Source organism: Nonomuraea sp. NPDC050328 (assembly GCF_044459405.1).
Classification (GTDB): Bacteria; Actinomycetota; Actinomycetes; order Streptosporangiales; family Streptosporangiaceae; genus Nonomuraea.
Window position 1 is genome coordinate 62,307 of the sequence record NZ_JBITIW010000016.1, and the last position, 15,641, is coordinate 77,947.

Annotated in this window: 17 protein-coding genes; 6 read left to right on the forward strand and 11 right to left on the reverse strand. The window is 71.6% G+C overall.

Annotation, left to right across the window (positions count from 1 at the left end; translation table 11 throughout):
- Positions 1-120: 120 nt before the first annotated feature.
- On the forward strand, positions 121-507 hold the full coding sequence (locus tag ACIBG7_RS40190; protein ID WP_397339661.1) for a pyridoxamine 5'-phosphate oxidase family protein: 387 nt from the start codon (positions 121-123) through the stop codon (positions 505-507).
- Between the two features lies 1 nt (position 508).
- Here ACIBG7_RS40190 and ACIBG7_RS40195 read toward each other — a convergent pair whose 3' ends face one another.
- The 6 genes from ACIBG7_RS40195 to ACIBG7_RS40220 form a co-directional block, all read right to left on the reverse strand.
- Entirely contained in the window at positions 509-1,660 is a 1,152-nt protein-coding gene (locus tag ACIBG7_RS40195) for a M6 family metalloprotease domain-containing protein (protein WP_397339662.1), read from the reverse strand.
- Positions 1,657-2,892, reverse strand: coding sequence for an ion channel protein (locus ACIBG7_RS40200; protein ID WP_397339664.1), 1,236 nt, complete (start codon positions 2,890-2,892; stop codon positions 1,657-1,659). The genes ACIBG7_RS40195 and ACIBG7_RS40200 overlap by 4 nt, the downstream gene beginning before the upstream one ends.
- Positions 2,893-3,010: 118 nt before the next feature.
- Complete coding sequence (locus ACIBG7_RS40205) at positions 3,011-3,373, reverse strand: fluoride efflux transporter FluC (RefSeq protein ID WP_397339665.1); 363 nt, start codon at positions 3,371-3,373, stop codon at positions 3,011-3,013.
- The gene (gene crcB / locus ACIBG7_RS40210) at positions 3,370-3,738 is read right to left on the reverse strand and encodes a fluoride efflux transporter CrcB (protein WP_397339666.1); all 369 of its coding nucleotides are present in this window, start codon (positions 3,736-3,738) and stop codon (positions 3,370-3,372) included. The genes ACIBG7_RS40205 and crcB overlap by 4 nt, the downstream gene beginning before the upstream one ends.
- Positions 3,739-3,778: 40 nt before the next feature.
- The gene (locus tag ACIBG7_RS40215; RefSeq protein ID WP_397339667.1) at positions 3,779-5,764 is read right to left on the reverse strand and encodes an MFS transporter; all 1,986 of its coding nucleotides are present in this window, start codon (positions 5,762-5,764) and stop codon (positions 3,779-3,781) included.
- 97 nt (positions 5,765-5,861) lie between these two features.
- On the reverse strand, positions 5,862-6,698 hold the full coding sequence (locus tag ACIBG7_RS40220) for a fumarylacetoacetate hydrolase family protein (protein ID WP_357918793.1): 837 nt from the start codon (positions 6,696-6,698) through the stop codon (positions 5,862-5,864).
- A gap of 48 nt (positions 6,699-6,746) precedes the next feature.
- Here ACIBG7_RS40220 and ACIBG7_RS40225 point away from each other — a divergent pair, with 48 nt between their 5' ends.
- Positions 6,747-7,391, forward strand: a complete 645-nt coding sequence (locus tag ACIBG7_RS40225; RefSeq protein WP_397339668.1) for a FadR/GntR family transcriptional regulator — start codon at positions 6,747-6,749, stop codon at positions 7,389-7,391.
- Here ACIBG7_RS40225 and ACIBG7_RS40230 read toward each other — a convergent pair.
- Positions 7,381-7,932, reverse strand: a complete 552-nt coding sequence (locus ACIBG7_RS40230) for a TetR/AcrR family transcriptional regulator (RefSeq protein WP_397339669.1) — start codon at positions 7,930-7,932, stop codon at positions 7,381-7,383. The genes ACIBG7_RS40225 and ACIBG7_RS40230 overlap by 11 nt on opposite strands.
- Before the next feature lie 82 nt (positions 7,933-8,014).
- Between ACIBG7_RS40230 and ACIBG7_RS40235 the strand changes: the two genes are divergently transcribed.
- The 4 genes from ACIBG7_RS40235 to ACIBG7_RS40250 all read left to right on the forward strand — a co-directional run bounded on the left by ACIBG7_RS40235 (position 8,015) and on the right by ACIBG7_RS40250 (position 10,319).
- Positions 8,015-8,644, forward strand: a complete 630-nt coding sequence (locus ACIBG7_RS40235; RefSeq protein WP_397339671.1) for an FMN-dependent NADH-azoreductase — start codon at positions 8,015-8,017, stop codon at positions 8,642-8,644.
- Positions 8,641-8,955 (forward strand): multidrug efflux SMR transporter, encoded by a 315-nt coding sequence (locus ACIBG7_RS40240; RefSeq protein ID WP_357918805.1) that lies wholly within the window; start codon positions 8,641-8,643, stop codon positions 8,953-8,955. The genes ACIBG7_RS40235 and ACIBG7_RS40240 overlap by 4 nt, the downstream gene beginning before the upstream one ends.
- 30 nt (positions 8,956-8,985) lie before the next feature.
- Positions 8,986-9,696: a hypothetical protein gene (locus tag ACIBG7_RS40245; protein WP_357918808.1), complete on the forward strand. Its 711-nt coding sequence runs from the start codon at positions 8,986-8,988 to the stop codon at positions 9,694-9,696.
- Positions 9,697-9,818: 122 nt separating this feature from the next.
- Positions 9,819-10,319 (forward strand): universal stress protein, encoded by a 501-nt coding sequence (locus tag ACIBG7_RS40250; protein ID WP_357918811.1) that lies wholly within the window; start codon positions 9,819-9,821, stop codon positions 10,317-10,319.
- A gap of 6 nt (positions 10,320-10,325) precedes the next feature.
- Here ACIBG7_RS40250 and ACIBG7_RS40255 read toward each other — a convergent pair whose 3' ends face one another.
- The 4 genes from ACIBG7_RS40255 to ACIBG7_RS40270 all read right to left on the reverse strand — a co-directional run bounded on the left by ACIBG7_RS40255 (position 10,326) and on the right by ACIBG7_RS40270 (position 15,096).
- Positions 10,326-11,489 carry a YibE/F family protein gene (locus ACIBG7_RS40255; RefSeq protein ID WP_357918814.1) on the reverse strand — a complete coding sequence of 388 codons (1,164 nt, stop codon included), beginning with the start codon at positions 11,487-11,489 and terminating at the stop codon, positions 10,326-10,328.
- 164 nt (positions 11,490-11,653) lie between these two features.
- Positions 11,654-13,855, reverse strand: coding sequence for a heavy metal translocating P-type ATPase (locus tag ACIBG7_RS40260; protein ID WP_397339673.1), 2,202 nt, complete (start codon positions 13,853-13,855; stop codon positions 11,654-11,656).
- Positions 13,856-13,891: 36 nt separating this feature from the next.
- Positions 13,892-14,581 carry a hypothetical protein gene (locus tag ACIBG7_RS40265; protein ID WP_397339674.1) on the reverse strand — a complete coding sequence of 230 codons (690 nt, stop codon included), beginning with the start codon at positions 14,579-14,581 and terminating at the stop codon, positions 13,892-13,894.
- A 305-nt stretch (positions 14,582-14,886) separates the two neighbouring features.
- Positions 14,887-15,096, reverse strand: coding sequence for a copper ion binding protein (locus tag ACIBG7_RS40270; protein ID WP_357918823.1), 210 nt, complete (start codon positions 15,094-15,096; stop codon positions 14,887-14,889).
- Positions 15,097-15,641 lie beyond the last annotated feature (545 nt).

Genomic DNA, 15,641 nt, shown 5'->3' on the forward strand with positions numbered 1-15,641 from the left:
CCGGGAAGCGTATCCTTCGCCGTGGAGTGTGAGGAACCAGTTCAGATGCGTCTTGACGCAATCCCTACGCCCAGGTCCTGACGTTGCCGCCCCACCGTTGTCGCCACCCTGAGGAGCCGTGTGAACCTGACCGAGCGGGGTCCCGCTTTCGCCGAGTTCTGGCGGGAACGGCACCTGTGCACGCTGAGCACCGTCCGGCCGGACGGCACCCCGCACGTGGTGCCCGTGGGCGCGACCCTCGACCTGCCGGCCGGGATCGCCCGCGTCATCACCTCGGGGGCCTCGCGCAAGGCGCTGCTCGTCGCCGCCGGCGCGGACCGGGTGGCGTTGTGCCAGGTCGACGGGCGGCGCTGGTCCACCCTGGAGGGGATGGCCGTGGTCCGGCGCTCGGCCGAGGAGGTCCTGGAGGCCGAGCAGCGCTACGCCGAGCGGTACAAGCCGCCGCGGGCCAACCCGGAGCGGGTCGTGCTGGAGATCGCGATCACGCGGGTGCTGGGCAACATGTGAACTACGACTTGGTGATCGTCACGGTGTAACCGCCGTCGTCGTGCTTCTCCCCTACGCTGATGCCAACGTTGCCGGCCTTGTAGTGGTACTCCCGGGACGGGGTGTCCCCGCACGACTCCGGCCGCTCGCCGAGCAGCCGGATCGGGCCCTCGCCGGTGCGCACGGTGGAGTCCACCGAGTAGAGGACCACGCCGGTGTGGCAGGCGTCCACGTCCACGCCCTCCCGGGCCCGCACCTCGATCACGGTGGCCCGCGTCGGCGACGAGCGCACGACCGCCAGCTTGACCCCGCCCGGCTTCTCGACCGGCGAGATGTGGTGCCGGGTGGTGCCCGGTGTGGCGACGCAGGCCACCTCGGGCTCGCCGAGCCAGCCGAGCTTGCGCTTGTGCCAGGCGAAGAAGTCGGGCTGGCGGCCGGACAGCTCGCCCATCACGTCGAACTCCCCGACGTAGCGCCCGTTCTCCGACCCCTTCTCGGGATACAGGTCGGGCAGGCCGAACAGGTGGGCGGTCTCGTGGGCGACGACGCGGTACTTCAGGTCGGGGTCGTCGCCGAAGTAGGTGATCGCCGCCGCGACCTCCGCGCCGTGCACCTGGACCGGGGGCGCGCCGCCGGTGTAGGCCGCGGTCGCCTCGGCGGAGATCTCCGAGGCGGCCAGCGTGGCCATGATGTGCACCATCGAGTAGGCGCCGAAGTCGACCGACGGCTCGGCCCGTGCCACCGCCTCCAGCGCGTCGCGGATGTAGGCCTGCTGCGTCTCGATGCCGAAGCCGCGTTCCATGCCGTAGTCGGTGGACTCCTTGGGCATCCGGGCCCACTTCAGCACCGGGGTGAGCTGGAGGTCGAGCTTGCCGTACGAGGCCTGCTGGAACCAGCGGGACACCGGCCGGTAGTGGGCGAAGCGCTCGGCGAGATCCTCCTCGCCCACGGCGTCGGGGAAGTCGACGAAGACCATCAGCGCCCGTACGGTGCCCACCGGCCGCAGGTAGTAGCGGTAGTCGGTCGGGCCCTCCTCGCCGTCCACGGACGAGGGCAGCTCGCACGGCGAGCCCGCGCTGGGGTTCAGCGTGCCGGGCGCGGCGGTGACCCGCTGCGCCGCGCAGCCGCACAGCGCCAGCACGAGCACGAAAGCCAGCAGCCGGGCGCGGTTCACGGCCGCTCCTCGATGAGCATCTGCGGCCGGCCGGTCACCAGCAGCCAGCTCGGCAGCAACGCCAGGCAGAGCAGCGGCACCAGGTCGAGGTCGGTGACCACGGTCACGGCCATGAACAGGCTGAGCCAGCCCTGCTGGGTGACCGCCAGCGTCAGGCCCAGCACGCCGCAGGCCACCGCGAGCGGCACCGGCACGCCGGGAACCACCTCGCAGACCAGCAGCCCGAGCGCCACGCCGACGAAGACCGCCGGGAAGATGCGCCCGCCGACGAAGCCCGCGGTCGCCGCGACCAGCAGGGCGGCGACCTTCACCACGACGACGAGCAGCAGGTGGCCCGCCGGGTAGCCGGCGCCGATCAGCTCCCGCATCTCCGCCAGGCCCTTGAACAGGGTGATCATCCCGCCGATCACCCCGAGCACGCCCAGCACGAACCCGCCGAGCGCCAGCCGGGCCACCGGCTGCCGCACCCGGTGGAAGAGCCGGTGCACGTGCGGGAAGGCGTAGACCGCGACCAGCCCGACGGCCGCGCCGATCGTCGCGATCACCATCCCGCTGAGCAGGTCGATCGGGCGCATCGCATAGTCCGGCAGGTCGAGCGCGAAGGACGGGCTCGCGATCACCACCATGGTGATCGCCCCCGCCGCGGCGGCCACCAGGGGGGCGAACAGCCGGTCCCACAGCGGCGGCGCGTCCGCGCCCGCGTTCGTCTCCGACAGCAGCAGCGCGGCGGCGACCGGCGTGCCGAACATCGCGCCGACCGTGCCGGCCACCGCCATCCCCATCCACGCGACGCCGGGCACGGCCGGGATCAGCCGGGCCCCCGCCGCCACCGTCACCGCGATCGTGGCCGCGGTGATCGGGTTCTCCGGTCCGAGGCTCGCCCCGCCGGCCAGGGTGAACACCGCGGCCAGCAGGATGCCCGGCAGCACCTTCACCGGCAGCGGCGGGCCCACCAGCGCCTCGGTCGCCGGGTCAGGCCCGGACGGCAGCTTCCACAGCACCAGGCCCACGGCCACCCCGCTCAGCGTGAGCACCGCGAGGATCCACCACCACGCCGACCCGGTGAAACCGATCCAGGACGGCAGGCGGTCCCACAGCACATGCTGCAGCAGCTCGGCGAGGTAGCTGAGGCCCAGGAGCGTCAGGGCGCAGCCCACGCCGACGACCACGGCGGGAAGTGCCATGCGGGCCAGCGTCCCGGCCCGGCTGTGCGCGATCGGCGGAGTGGCCACGCTCAGCCCCGCGTCGGACGACCAGCCGGCGACGGGTGGATTTCGGGGCTTCCGTCAGGAAGTCCGGTGATCGGTTGAAGCATGGGCTGGTCATGCCCGTACGGCAGTAAAGGGAAGATCATCCGGTTGGCAGGTTTGCGGCCAGGTGGCCCAGCCCCGCCCCGGCCGCGACCGCCAGCAGGCAGCCGGCGAACATGCCGACCAGGTTGAGCGCCCGCTCGCGGGTGCCGTGCAGGGCAAGCGTCTCGACCATCGCGGTGCTGAAGGTCGTGTAGCCGCCGCAGAACCCGACGCCCGCAAGCACCCGCCAGTCACCGGTCAGGCCCACTCCGACGAGCAGGCCGAGCAGGAACGAGCCGGTCAGGTTCACCACGGTCGTGGCCACCGGGAAACGGGTGGGGAAGCGGCTGCGGATCGCGTGGTCCACCAGGTAACGGGCCGCCGCCCCCGCCGCGCCGAACAGCGCCACCAGGAGAGTCACCGGCTCGCCCGGCCCGCACGGGCCCCCAGCCACGCCGCGCCCAGACCACCGGCGAGGCTGGCCACCGCGTAGCCGAGGGCGAGCCAGAACCGCCCGGCCAGCAGGAGCTGATCGACGTCCAAGGCGAAGCTACTGTAGGTGGTGAACGACCCGATCACCCCGGTCCCGGCCAGCAGCCGGACCTCCGGCCGCACCCTGGAGCTCGCCACCAGCCGGCCGAGCGCGAAGGCGCCGCTCACGTTGACGGCCAGCGTGGCCAGCGGGCCGTACTCGGCCGCCGGGAGCAGCAGCGTCACGCCGTACCGGGCGCTCGTCCCCGCCAGCCCGCCCGCGGCGACCAGGGCGGCGGCTTTCCAAGGAGTCATGGCCGCCAGATCCTAACCGCGCCGCCCGCCCGCCCCGAGGTCAGGGCGCGTCGGTCTTCGAGCCGAGCAGTTGCGGCGAGACCCGGTCGACCAGCGCGTTGAGCTCCGGGTCGGGCCCCCAGTCGGCCACCAGCAGCCGCAGCCCGGCCCGGTGGTGCAGCAGCAGCCGCTCGTGGATCCGCTCGCCCTCCGGGGTGAGCCGCAACGAGTTGCCGTCGGTGGAGCGCCGCACCAGCCCCGCCGCGACCGTCTGGTCGACGTAGGGCCGCCCCTCGGCCCGGCTGACCTGACCGCGTTCGGCCAGCTCGGTGGCGCGCATCCAGCCGCCGTGCGCGCCCAGCCGGGCGACGATCCACACCCCCTGCGGGCTGAGCTCCTCCAGCCCGGCCAGTTGCCCGAGCCGCCGGTAGTAGTCCCGGCGCAGGTCGGCGTGGGCGAGCTGGACCAGCCCCCGCTCGACCTCCTCCAGGGACGAGCGCTCGGCCGAGGCCGTCCCGAGCCCCTCGCCCAGGTCGCTCGCGCCGACGGTCTGCTTGAGCGGCTGCTCGGGGATGAACCAGGTGAGCAGGAAGGCCACGAACAGCACCGGCGTCGCCACCAGGAACACCCGGGCGATCGAGTCGGCGTACACGTGCAGGAAGTCGGCCGCAAGCTCCGGTGGCAGCCGTTGCAGCGTGGTCGGGTCGCTCTGCACCGCCGCCGGGGTGAAGCCCGGCGGGAAGGTCGTACGGCCGGCCAGCTCGGCGATGTCGTCGTTGAGCCGCGCGGTGAACACCGAGCCGAGGATGGCCACCCCGAAGGAGCTGCCGATCGACCGGAAGAAGGTGGCGCCCGAGGTCGCCACCCCCAGGTCACGGTACGGCGCGGCATTCTGCACGATGATCACGAGCACCTGCATGACCAGCCCGAGCCCGGCGCCCAGGACGAACAGGTAGAGGCTCATCGTGAGCGTCGAGCTGTGCTCGTCCAGCAGCGACAGCAGGAACATGCCGACGGTGGCGATGGCCGTGCCGAGGATGGGATACATCCGGTAGTGCCCGGTCTTGGCGATGAGCTGCCCGCTCAGGATCGAGGTGCCCAGCACGCCGACCATCATCGGCAGCAGGTGCAGCCCGGAGGCCGTCGGGCTCACGCCGTGCACGATCTGCATGAACAGCGGCAGGTAGGTCATCGCGCCGAACATGCCGAAGCCGACGACGAAGCCGATGATCGACGACATGTTGAACGCCCGCAGCCGGAACAGCCGCAGCGGCATGACCGGTTCGGCGGCCCGTTTCTCGACCACGACCCAGGCGGCCAGCATGACCAGGGCCGCGGCGATCAGCCCGATGATCACCGGGCTGCTCCACGGGTAGGTGGTGCCGCCCCAGGTGGTCATCAGCACCAGGCACGAGGTGGCCGCGCCCAGCAGCACGATCCCGGCGTAGTCGATCTTGTGCTTGGTGCGGTTGGCCGAGCCGGGTAGCACCGCGGCGATCACGAAGAGCGCGAGCGCGCCCAGCGGGAGGTTGATGAAGAAGACCCAGTGCCAGGACAGGTGATCGACGAAGAGCCCGCCGAGCAGCGGCCCGGTGATGCTGGAGACGGCGAAGACCGCCCCGAACCAGCCCTGGTAGCGGCCCCGCTCGCGCACCGGCACCACGTCGCCGACGATCGCCTGCGCCAGGACCATCAGCCCGCCGCCGCCCAGGCCCTGGATCGCCCGGAAGAGGATGAGCTGGGTCATGTTCTGCGACAGCCCGCAGAGCACCGAGCCGATCAGGAAGATGACGATCGCGGCGAGGAAGAGGTGCTTGCGCCCGTACTGGTCGCCGAGCTTGCCCCACAGCGGGGTCGAGACCGTGGAGGCGAGCAGGTAGCCGGTGACCACCCAGGAGAGCTGTTCGAGGCCGCCGAGGTCGCTGACGATGGTGGGCAGGGCGGTGGAGACGATCGTCTGGTCGAGGGAGGCGAGCAACATGCCGAGCATCAGGGCGATGATGATCAGCACGACTCTCGGTTGTCGTTGATCGTGCTCGGTCGTCATGCTCCGGGTGATCCCCGGGCAATCTTCCGGATAGCGGCAACTCCTCGCCAAATCCGCTTCACCGCATGCCCAGAAACGTCCGAAAAATCCGGAAACTTCAGGAGGTGAAGCGCTGCCGGAGCTCGCCGATGCCCTCGATCGTGGAGACCAGCTCGTCGCCCGGCGCCAGCCAGCGCTGCGGGGTACGGCCCAGCCCCACCCCGGCCGGCGTGCCGGTGAACACCACGTCACCGGGCAGCAGCGGCAGCACCGCCGACAGCTTGGCGATCAGCGCCGGCACCGGGAAGATCAGGTCGCGGGTGCGGCCCTTCTGCATCTCCTCGCCGTTGATCGTGCAGCGCAGCTCCAGGTCGTCGGGGTCGGCGAACTCGTCCGGCGTGACCACGCACGGGCCGATCGGGGCGAAGCCGGGGAAGGACTTGCCGAAGCTGAACTGCGGGGCCGGGCCGGTCAACTGGGTGATCCGCTCGGACAGGTCCTGCCCGATCGTCACGCCCGCGACGTGCTCCCACGAGGGCTCGGCCTGGTAGGCGCGCGAGCCGATGACCACGACCAGCTCGATCTCCCAGTCGGTGTGGCCGCCCGGCGGCAGCCGTACCTCTGAGACCGGGCCGGTGATGGCGCTGGCGAACTTGGTGAAGATCGGCGGCAGCGTGTCCGGGGCCGCGAAGCCCGACTCCGAGGCGTGCTCGCTGTAGTTGAGGCCGACCGCGAGCACCTGGCGCGGCGCGGGGACGGGGGAGCCGAGCCGCTCGGCGGCGTACGGCACGCCCTCGGGCAGGTCGGCGCTCGCGGCCCAGGCGCGGAACTCGGCCCAGCGCTCGTAGACGGCCTGCGGGTCGGCGGCGAAGCGCCCCCCGCTGGCTTCGGCCACGTCCACCGCGCGGTCGTCGATCAACAGGACGAGGCGGCCGGCGAGGTTCGCGATACGCATCGGGAGGCTCCCTCAATTCATCATGATGATTATGCGTATCCTAGCCAGATGAATCGTGCGGAGCGGGCGGCGGAGGTCCTGGCCGGGCTGTCCAGGGCGGCGGCCCCCGGCGAGCGGCTGGGCACCAAGGAGGAGCTGCGCCAGGCGTGCGGCGTCTCGGCCGGCACCTTCAACGAGGCGTTGCGCCTGCTCCAGGCCCGCGGCCTGGTCACCGTACGGCCCGGCCCCGGCGGCGGCCTGTTCGCCGCCGAGCAGTCGCCGATGGTCCGGCTGGGCACCACGATGCTCGCGCTCGACTCCGGCGCCTCCGAGGTCGCCGATGCCATCCGGGTGCGCGACGCGCTGGAGCCGCTGCTCTTCGAGGACGCGCTGTGGCACGGCTCCCCGGCCGACTTCGCCGAGCTGCGCGCCTGCCTGGAGACGATGAAGCGCGCGGCCGGCGCCACCGCGTTCGTCCGGGCGAACTGGGCGCTGCACGCGCGGATCGCGGAGATCAGCCCCAGCCCGCTGCTGCGCTCGCTCTACCTCAGCCTGCTCGACGTCATCGGCTCGCGCACGGTCTCGATGGCCGAACCCGATCCTGGCTACCTGGCCGCCCGGCACCGCCTGCACGAGCGCCTGGTCGAGGCCCTGGAGCGCCGCGACCGGGAGGCCGTCGCCGCCCTGCTGGCCGAGCACGCGGTCAGCGGCTGATCACGGAGGCCAGCCGGCCGAGCGCGGCGGTGATCTGCGCCGGGCTGAGCCCCCGGTCCTGCCGCTGATAGGTGTAGACGTCGGGCGCGAGCGGGGCCAGCAGCACGTCCACCAGCGCGTCCGGGTCGGGCGTCGCGGCGGCGACCAGCAGCGAGCGCACGTGCACCCGCCAGAACCCGTAGGCCCCGGTCTCGAACCGGGAGCGCCCGGTCTCGGCGCCCAGCACCAGGTGCGCGTGCGCCTCCAGCAGCTCCACCATCGCCGCGTAGAACGCGGCCAGCCGCTCGCGCGGCGGCGCCCCCGGCCCCAGCGGCGGCTCGCCGCGCAGAAGCCGCTCCTGCAGCGCGGCCTCGTGCGAGTCGAGCAACGCCGTGGCGATCGAGGCGCGGTCGGGGAAGCGCCGATAGAGCGTCCCGCGCCCGACCCCGGCGGCTCGGGCGATGTCGTCCATGGTCACGTTGGGCGCGCCCTTGGCCGCGAACAGCTCGGCGGCGGCGTCCAGGATGCGGCCGCGGTTGCGCGCGGCGTCTGCTCTCTCCACCGCCCCAGCATATAACTGGACACTGTGTCCGCTTATCCGGTAGCGTATAAGCGGACACGATGTCCGGATATGGAGACCGATCATGAACCTCTTGCACCTCGATGCCAGCGCCCGCCGCGCCTCCCTCTCCCGCGAGCTGTCCGCTACCTGGGCCAAGCGCTGGCGGACCGAACACCCCGACGGCGGCTACCACTACCGCGACCTGGCCGCCGACCCCGTCCCGCACATCGGCGAGGCCTGGACCGAACTGTGCGACTACGTGATGGCCCACCGGATCACCGAGATCGCCAGGTACCGCGAAGCCGCCCGCACCCCCGCCCAGATCGAGGCATGGGACGTGCTGGAGCCGCTGCTGAACGAGCTGGTGTGGGCCGACGTGGTGCTGATCGGCACGCCGATGTACAACTACTCGATCCCCTCCTCGCTCAAGGCGTGGCTCGACCAGGTGACCTTCCCCCGCATGTCGCTGGCCGGCCGCCGCTTCGTGGTGACCAGCGCCCGCGGCGGCATCTACACCGGCGACGCCCCCAAGGCGCCCCTCGACCACCAGGAGCGCTACCTGCGCGACTTCTTCCACGGCCACTTCGCCGTGGACGACGTCACCTTCATCCACGCCGAACTGGCCAACGCCCGCATCGACCCCCTGCTGGCCCACCTGCGCGAGCAGCACGAGCAGTCGCTGGCCGCCGCCCGCCAGGAGGCCGGCCGATGAACTGGCTCGTGCTCCTGCTGGCCGGCCTGGTCGAGGTCGCCTGGTCGCAGAGCATCCGGCCGACCGAGAACTTCACCAAGCCCCTGCCGAGCGTGATCTCCATCGCGCTCATGATCGGCGCGGTGCTGCTGCTGTCCCGGGCGATGAACACCATCCCGGTCGGCACCGCCTACGCCGTCTTCACCGGCATCGGCGCGGTGGGCGCCATCGGGCTGGGCATCTGGCTCAACGACGACCCCGTCTCGATCGGGCGGATGGCCGCCCTGGCGCTCATCGTCGGCGGCATCGTGCTGGCCAAGGTGACCTCGTAACCGCCGGGGCGCGGCCCCATACTTACGCTGATGCCGAAGTACGCCGCCGCCGTCGCCCCCGTGATCGACGCCGCCCACATCGACGGGCACGCCGCCAGCCGCCCCCTGTCCGCCGAGGCCGTCCGCGCCTCCGGGCTCACCCCCGGCCTCCTCGTCGACCAGCGCTTCACCCTCCCGCTCCGGCCGCTGACCCGCGCCGGGCTGGCCGCCGTCTACCGGTACGGCACCGCCGCCGAGCGCGAGCCGGTGCTGCGCGCCCACCTCGACGAGGGCGCCCTGGAGGAGGAACCCGCCGGGACCTTCCGCGTGACGGCCAAGGGGCTGGCCTTCATCGAGCTGGTCTACCGGGCCAACGCCGAGGCCACCGCCACGCTCTGGGCCGGGCACGACGTGGCCACGCTGGCCGGGCTGGCGGGGCGGGTGCTGGAGGCCGCCCTCGACGACGCGGGACCGGCCTTGCGGGTGATGGCTCCGCCGTACGAGCCGGATCCGAGCCCGGGGCTGCTGCTGTTCAACCGGCTGGCCGCGTTGCGCTACCACCGGGCCGACGCGCACGCCGCCGCCTGGCAGGCGGCCGGGCTGACCGCCGCCCAGGTCACGGCCCTGCCGCCGGGCGAAACGCGTGAGCGGATCGAGCAGGAGACCAACCGGCGGGCGGCCGTGCCGTACCGCGTGCTCACCGAGACCGAGCGCGGTGCCTTTCTGGACGGGCTGCTGGCTCTGGTACGCCCGGCAAAGTGACTTCGCCGGTATCTCGCGATGCGGGCCGGATGAGAGCACAATTGACCGACATGACCGGGACCCCGGGCCGCCGGAGCCCGGGCCCCGCCTGGCTCGGGGCCGTCTAAGGAGGCAGTAGGGCCGTGGAGCTGCCCAGCCAGCCGCGGGTGATCGTCGGCGTCGACGACTCGCCCGCCTCGCGCTGGGCTCTGGCCTGGGCGATCGGCGACGCGCGGCTGCGCCGGATGGCCCTGGTGGCCGTGCACGTGAGCCGGGCGCCGGTGCATCCCTTCTCCGAGACGCTGCCGGTGCACCACGCCGCCCGCCAGGACGAGGAGGAGCGGGCCATCGAACTGGTCGAGCGCGCCTTCGAGGACGTCGCCGGCGGCGTGCCGTACGACGTGGAGACCGCCCTGATCAGCCGGCTCGGCGAGCCGGGCCACCACCTGGTCGACCTGGCTCGCGAGGGGGACCTGCTGGTCCTCGGGCGCAGCCGCCGCGGCGTGCTGGCCCGCATGCTGCTGCCCTCGACCAGCCTGTACTGCGCGCGGTACGCCAGGACCACGGTGATCATCGTCCAACCGCCGTCACCGCCCGACCAGGAACAGGTGTCCGCCGAGCGCACCCGCCGCTTCTGGCGCTGAGCGACCTCAGCCCCTGCGGTGCCTGGCCTGCCCGTTGGCCCGCGAAGTCGCCCACGCGCTCAGCAAGGTGGTGATGGGCACAGCGGCGATCAGCCCGAGAGTGCCGACGACGCTCCGCACGATCTCCTGCGCGATGGCCGGGTTGGCCAGCACGTCACCAAGTGGCTGCGCGGCCACGCTGATCAGGATGAGCAGAGGCAGCGAGGCGCCCGCGTAGGCGAGCACGATGGTGTTGATCACCGACGCGATGTGCGCCCGCCCGACCCGGGCGGCGGCCCGGTAGAGCGTCCCGAAGCCGTAGCCCGGATTGGCCCGCGCCAGCTCGGCCACGGTGGCCGCCTGGGTGACCGTGACGTCGTCGAGCACGCCCAGCGAGCCGATGATCACACTGGCCAGCAGCAGGCCCTCGGTGTTGATCTGGTAGCTCATGCCCAGGTAGAACGAGCTCTCGTCGGTCACCCCGGTCAGGTGCGCGAAACCGATCGAGGCGTAGGACAGCACGCCGGTGAGCGTCAGGCTGATCAGCGTGCCGAGGACGGCCATCGAGGTGCCGACGGTGAAACCGTGCGTCAGGTAGAGCACGGCCAGCATGATCGCCGCGGCGCCGACGATGGCCACCAGCAACGGCGGCTCGCCTTGCAGGATCCCCGGGATGATGAAGAGCAGCAGCAACACGAAGGTCACCGCCAGGCCGACCAGCGCGGTCACGCCCTTCCACCGGCCGAAGGCGACCACCGCGGCGGCGAAGGCCAGCCCGAAGATCCACAGCGCGCCGCTCCGGTCGTGGTCGGAGAGCTGGTAGAACTCGCCGGTGTTGATCGCGACGATCTCGTCCCCGGTCTGGAAGACCTGCGAACCCGGGCCGCTCGGCAGCAACGCGGTGATCTCGTCCTGCGCCTCGGTCCGGACCGTCGCCTCGCCGCAGGTCTTCGGATCGGGCTTGGGCTCGCCGGGCAGCGGATCCGAGCACGCCTTCAGGAAGATCGCGGTGATCGTGCCCTTCACCCGCTCCGGGCCGGGCTGCGGCTTGTCGGTCCGCTCACCCGGCCACAGCAGGATCAGCGAGACCAGCGTGGCCAGCGCCAGCGGGACGACGACCGCAAGCGTGGCGATCCGGGTGCCACGCGAGGCCGGAACCTCGGTGCCGTGCGTGTGGTGATTGCCGCCCATGTCTCCTAGGCCACTGTGCGCAGTAGCAGGCCCTGTTCGATGCCTGATGTCGGGATCGAACCGTACCCGAGGTCAGCCCCCGGCCGTGCCGGTTCGCCGGGCTACGGAAACACCACGGCCGCGGGGACCAGAGGTCCACCGCGGCCGCGTTCCGGGCTGTTCGCTTACTTGAAGCTGCGCAGGCGCAGGCTGTTGGTGACCACGAAGACGCTGGAGAAGGCCATGGCCGCTCCGGCGATCATCGGGTTCAGCAGGCCGAGCGCGGCCAGCGGCAGGGCGGCCACGTTGTAGGCGAAGGCCCAGAACAGGTTGCCCTTGATCGTGCTGAGCGTCCGGCGGGAGAGCCGGATGGCGTCGGCCGCCACCCGCAGGTCGCCACGGACCAGGGTGAGGTCGGCCGCCTCGATCGCCACGTCGGTGCCGGTGCCCATCGCCAGGCCGAGATCGGCCTGGGCGAGCGCGGCGGCGTCGTTGACGCCGTCACCCACCATCGCGACCGTCTTGCCCGCGTCCTGCAGCCGCTTGACCACGTCGACCTTGTCGGCCGGCAGGACCTCGGCGATGACGTCCTCGGGAGCGATGCCGACCTCGGCCGCGACCGTCCTGGCGACCGCCGCGTTGTCGCCGGTGAGCAGCACGGGGGTCAGGCCGAGTGCCTTGAGCTGCTCGATCGCCTCCTTGCTGGTCGGCTTGATGACGTCGGCCACCACGAGGATGGCCCGCGCCTTGCCGTCCCAGCCGACCGCGACGACCGTCCGGCCCTGGTCCTGCTCCTCCTCCAGCTTCGCCTTGAGCGCTTCCGGAAGGTGCTGCGACCACTCGGCCAGCAACTGCGGCCGGCCCACGAGGACCGCGTGGCCGTCGACGACGCCCTGGACGCCGAGACCCTCGATGTTGGCGAAGTCCTCGACCGTGGCGGTGGACTCCGCCGCCCGGGCGATGGCCTGCGCGATCGGGTGCTCCGAGGCGTGCTCGAGAGCCCCGGCCAGCTTCAGGACCTCCTCGCGGCTCTCGCCGTCGGCGAGGTGGACGTCGGTGAGGGTCATCTTGCCCTCGGTGACGGTGCCGGTCTTGTCCAGGACGATGGTGTCGATCTTGCGGGTGGACTCCAGGACCTCCGGGCCCTTGATCAGGATGCCCAGCTGGGCGCCCCGCCCGGTGCCGACCAGCAACGCGGTGGGCGTGGCCAGGCCGAGGGCGCAGGGGCAGGCGATGATCAGTACGGCTACCGCCGCGGTGAAGGCGGCACTCGCGCCCTCGCCCGTGCCGAGCCAGAAGCCCAGCGTCGCCACGGCCAGGCCGATCACGATCGGGACGAAGACCCCCGAGATCCGGTCGGCCAGCCGCTGGACCTGCGCCTTGCCGGTCTGCGCCTGCTCGACCAGCTTGGCCATCTGGGAGAGCTGGGTGTCCTGGCCGACGCGCTCGGCCCGGATGATCAGGCGGCCACCGGCGTTGACGGTCGCGCCGACGACCTTGTCGCCCTTGCGGACCTCCACCGGGACCGACTCGCCGGTCAGCATCGAGGCGTCGACCGCGCTCGTGCCCTCCTCGATCACGCCGTCGGTGGCGATCTTCTCGCCGGGGCGGACGACGAACCGGTCGCCCACCTGGAGCTGCTCGGCCGGGATGCGCCGGCCGTCGACCAGCTCGACCTCCTTGGCGCCCAGCTCCAGCAGGGCGCGGAGCGCCGCACCCGCCCGGCGCTTGGAGCGCGCCTCGAAGTAGCGGCCGGCCAGGATGAAGGCGGTCACGCCTGCGGCGGCCTCAAGGTAGATGTTGGCCGAGCCGTCGGTGCGGGCGATGGTGAACTCGAACGGGTGCGTCATGCCGGGGACGCCTGCCGTACCGAAGAAGAGCGCCCACAACGACCAGCCGAACGCGGCCAGCGTGCCGATGCTCACCAGGGTGTCCATGGTGGCGGCGCCGTGGCGCAGGTTGGTCCAGGCGGCCTTGTGGAAGGGCCAGCCGGCGTAGACGACCACAGGGGCGGCCAGGGTCAGGCTCAGCCACTGCCAGTTGGTGAACTGCAGCGCCGGGACCATCGCCATCGCGATCACCGGCACGCTGAGGACCAGGCTGGTGACCAGGCGGTTGCGGAGCGGCCTGAGCTCGTCCTCCGGCTCCTCGTCGGCCGTCCCCTCCTGCTGCTTCGGCTTGGGGAGGGCGGCGGTGTACCCGGCCGACTCCACCGTGGCGATCAGCTTCTCGGGGTCCACGCCCTCGGGGAAGGTGACCTGCGCCTTCTCCGTGGCGTAGTTGACGGTCGCGGTCACGCCGTCCAGCTTGTTCAGCTTGCGCTCGATCCTGTTGGCGCAGGACGCGCAGGTCATGCCACCAATCGACAGCTCGATGGTGTCGGTCATCGCCTTCTCCTTCCCTGGCACTCTTCGCGCGTCCGGTTAGTGGCCGTGCTCTTCGTCGTCGTCGTGACCGGTTTGAGCGGTCTGGGCCTTAGCTGTGAAATCTGCGGTATGCACGGTTTCGCCGTGCTTGAAGTCGAGGAACAGGCGGTAGTCGCCCGTGCTCGGCACCTCGGCGAAGAAGACGATCTCCGGCCCGGCCGCCTTGCTCTCCTCCGGATGCACGTGGAGGTAGGCCAGGTCACCGGCGCGCAGCGCCACCAGGTGGCCGTAGGCGCCCAGGTAGGGCTGCAGGTCGGTGACGGGCTTGCCGTCCTTGGTCACCCGCAGCGTCAGCTTGCTGGACCGGCCCGGGACCAGGTCCCCGTCGAGGGTCACAGTGTAGTCGCCGACCTTTGTCGTACGGCTGGCCGCGGGCAGCGGCTTGGCCTGGAACGCGCCCGAGGCGTACAGGTCGGCGCCCAGCGTCAGGCCGCTCTGGCCGGTCGGCTTGAAGTCGGCGAACGCGCGGTACACGCCCGCCTCCGGCAGGGTCAGCGGCACGCTCCACACCCCGCCGCCGGCCTCCTCCGGGTGCAGGTGCTGGAAGCTGCCCAGGTCGCGGGAGACCACGATGAAGTGCAGCTTCTTCTCGTGCTCGACGGCGTAGTCCGTGACCGGCTTTCCGTCCGGCCCGGTCACCGTGAAGCGGAAGTCGGTCGCCTTCCCCGGCTCCACCGTGTTCGCCACCGGCGTCAGCGTGTACCCGCCCTGCGAAATCTGCAGCCCTCCGGGGGTATCCCCCTTGGCCCCCTTGGCCGCCGTCGTCGCCGCCTCATGCCCCCCGCCATGCCCTCCCTCTGTGGTCGTGGTCGTGGGCGTGGTTGTGCTCGTGGGCTGGGGCGTGCTCGCGGGCTTGGGAGCCGCATGTCCATGCTGTCCGCTCTTCGGCTCCGGCGTGGCCGTCACGTCCCCCACCGCGTTACCCCCGGCGAGGGCCGCCCCGAAGATGAGCGCTAGACCAAGGCCGTACGCGCCGAGCTTGGCTGGAGTGTTCACTGGTTCACCACTTCGTATCCGGCTGCCTCGACCGCGGCCACGATCTGGTCGCGCTCGACGGGCGAGTCACTGTCCACGGTCAGCAGGCCACTGGCCAGGTCCACCTCAACGGCGGTCACCCCGGCGACCTCGCCGACCTCTTCCTTGACCGAGCTCACGCAGTGGCCGCAGGTCATGCCCTTGACGGTGTAGGTGGCAGTGCTCATGTCCATCTCCTCGTTCCACTCTCTTTCTACCACAACACCATACCCCCCTATGGTATTTCTTAGAAAGAAATTTATACCCCTAGGGGGTATCGGTGTACTCCGGAAGCTACCTAACCCCACAGGGGTATGTCAACCCGCTCCCCTCAGCCGTGCACCGCGACCCCGCCCTTCGACCGCGCAGCCCGATGCCGGTGCCGGCCCGACCCGCCCTCCCCCTGCATGGCGTTCGCATACAGCCGCAAACCCCCGAGCTGCAGAACCGCAAAATTCGAACCCGGCCGCGCCACCACAGCAATCCCCAACAGTCCGGTGTGGAACTCAACCGCCTGCTCAACGTCATGAACGAGATAACGAACCCCGGCAGCCTCCATAGACCCTCGCTGCCCTTACCGCCCGCCCCGTTCACCGCCCTGGGCCAAGCGCCACACCCCCGCCACAAGCGCCAGACAAGGTCCGCCGCACCCTGCAACCAGCGCCACCCACCCCGCACCAAGCGCCCTCACCCGCGCCAAGCGCCCCCACTCCGAACGCGAGGACCCATCACC

Excerpts from the sequence above, each read along its gene's own strand:
- crcB (WP_397339666.1), bottom strand. The coding sequence starts at position 3,738 with ATGACTCCTTGGAAAGCCGCCGCCCTGGTCGCCGCGGGCGGGCTGGCG.
- ACIBG7_RS40215 (WP_397339667.1), bottom strand. The coding sequence starts at position 5,764 with ATGACGACCGAGCACGATCAACGACAACCGAGAGTCGTGCTGATCATC.
- ACIBG7_RS40220 (WP_357918793.1), bottom strand. The coding sequence starts at position 6,698 with ATGCGTATCGCGAACCTCGCCGGCCGCCTCGTCCTGTTGATCGACGAC.
- ACIBG7_RS40225 (WP_397339668.1), top strand. The coding sequence starts at position 6,747 with ATGAATCGTGCGGAGCGGGCGGCGGAGGTCCTGGCCGGGCTGTCCAGG.
- ACIBG7_RS40235 (WP_397339671.1), top strand. The coding sequence starts at position 8,015 with ATGAACCTCTTGCACCTCGATGCCAGCGCCCGCCGCGCCTCCCTCTCC.
- ACIBG7_RS40240 (WP_357918805.1), top strand. The coding sequence starts at position 8,641 with ATGAACTGGCTCGTGCTCCTGCTGGCCGGCCTGGTCGAGGTCGCCTGG.
- ACIBG7_RS40245 (WP_357918808.1), top strand. The coding sequence starts at position 8,986 with ATGCCGAAGTACGCCGCCGCCGTCGCCCCCGTGATCGACGCCGCCCAC.
- ACIBG7_RS40255 (WP_357918814.1), bottom strand. The coding sequence starts at position 11,489 with ATGGGCGGCAATCACCACACGCACGGCACCGAGGTTCCGGCCTCGCGT.
- ACIBG7_RS40260 (WP_397339673.1), bottom strand. The coding sequence starts at position 13,855 with ATGACCGACACCATCGAGCTGTCGATTGGTGGCATGACCTGCGCGTCC.
- ACIBG7_RS40270 (WP_357918823.1), bottom strand. The coding sequence starts at position 15,096 with ATGAGCACTGCCACCTACACCGTCAAGGGCATGACCTGCGGCCACTGC.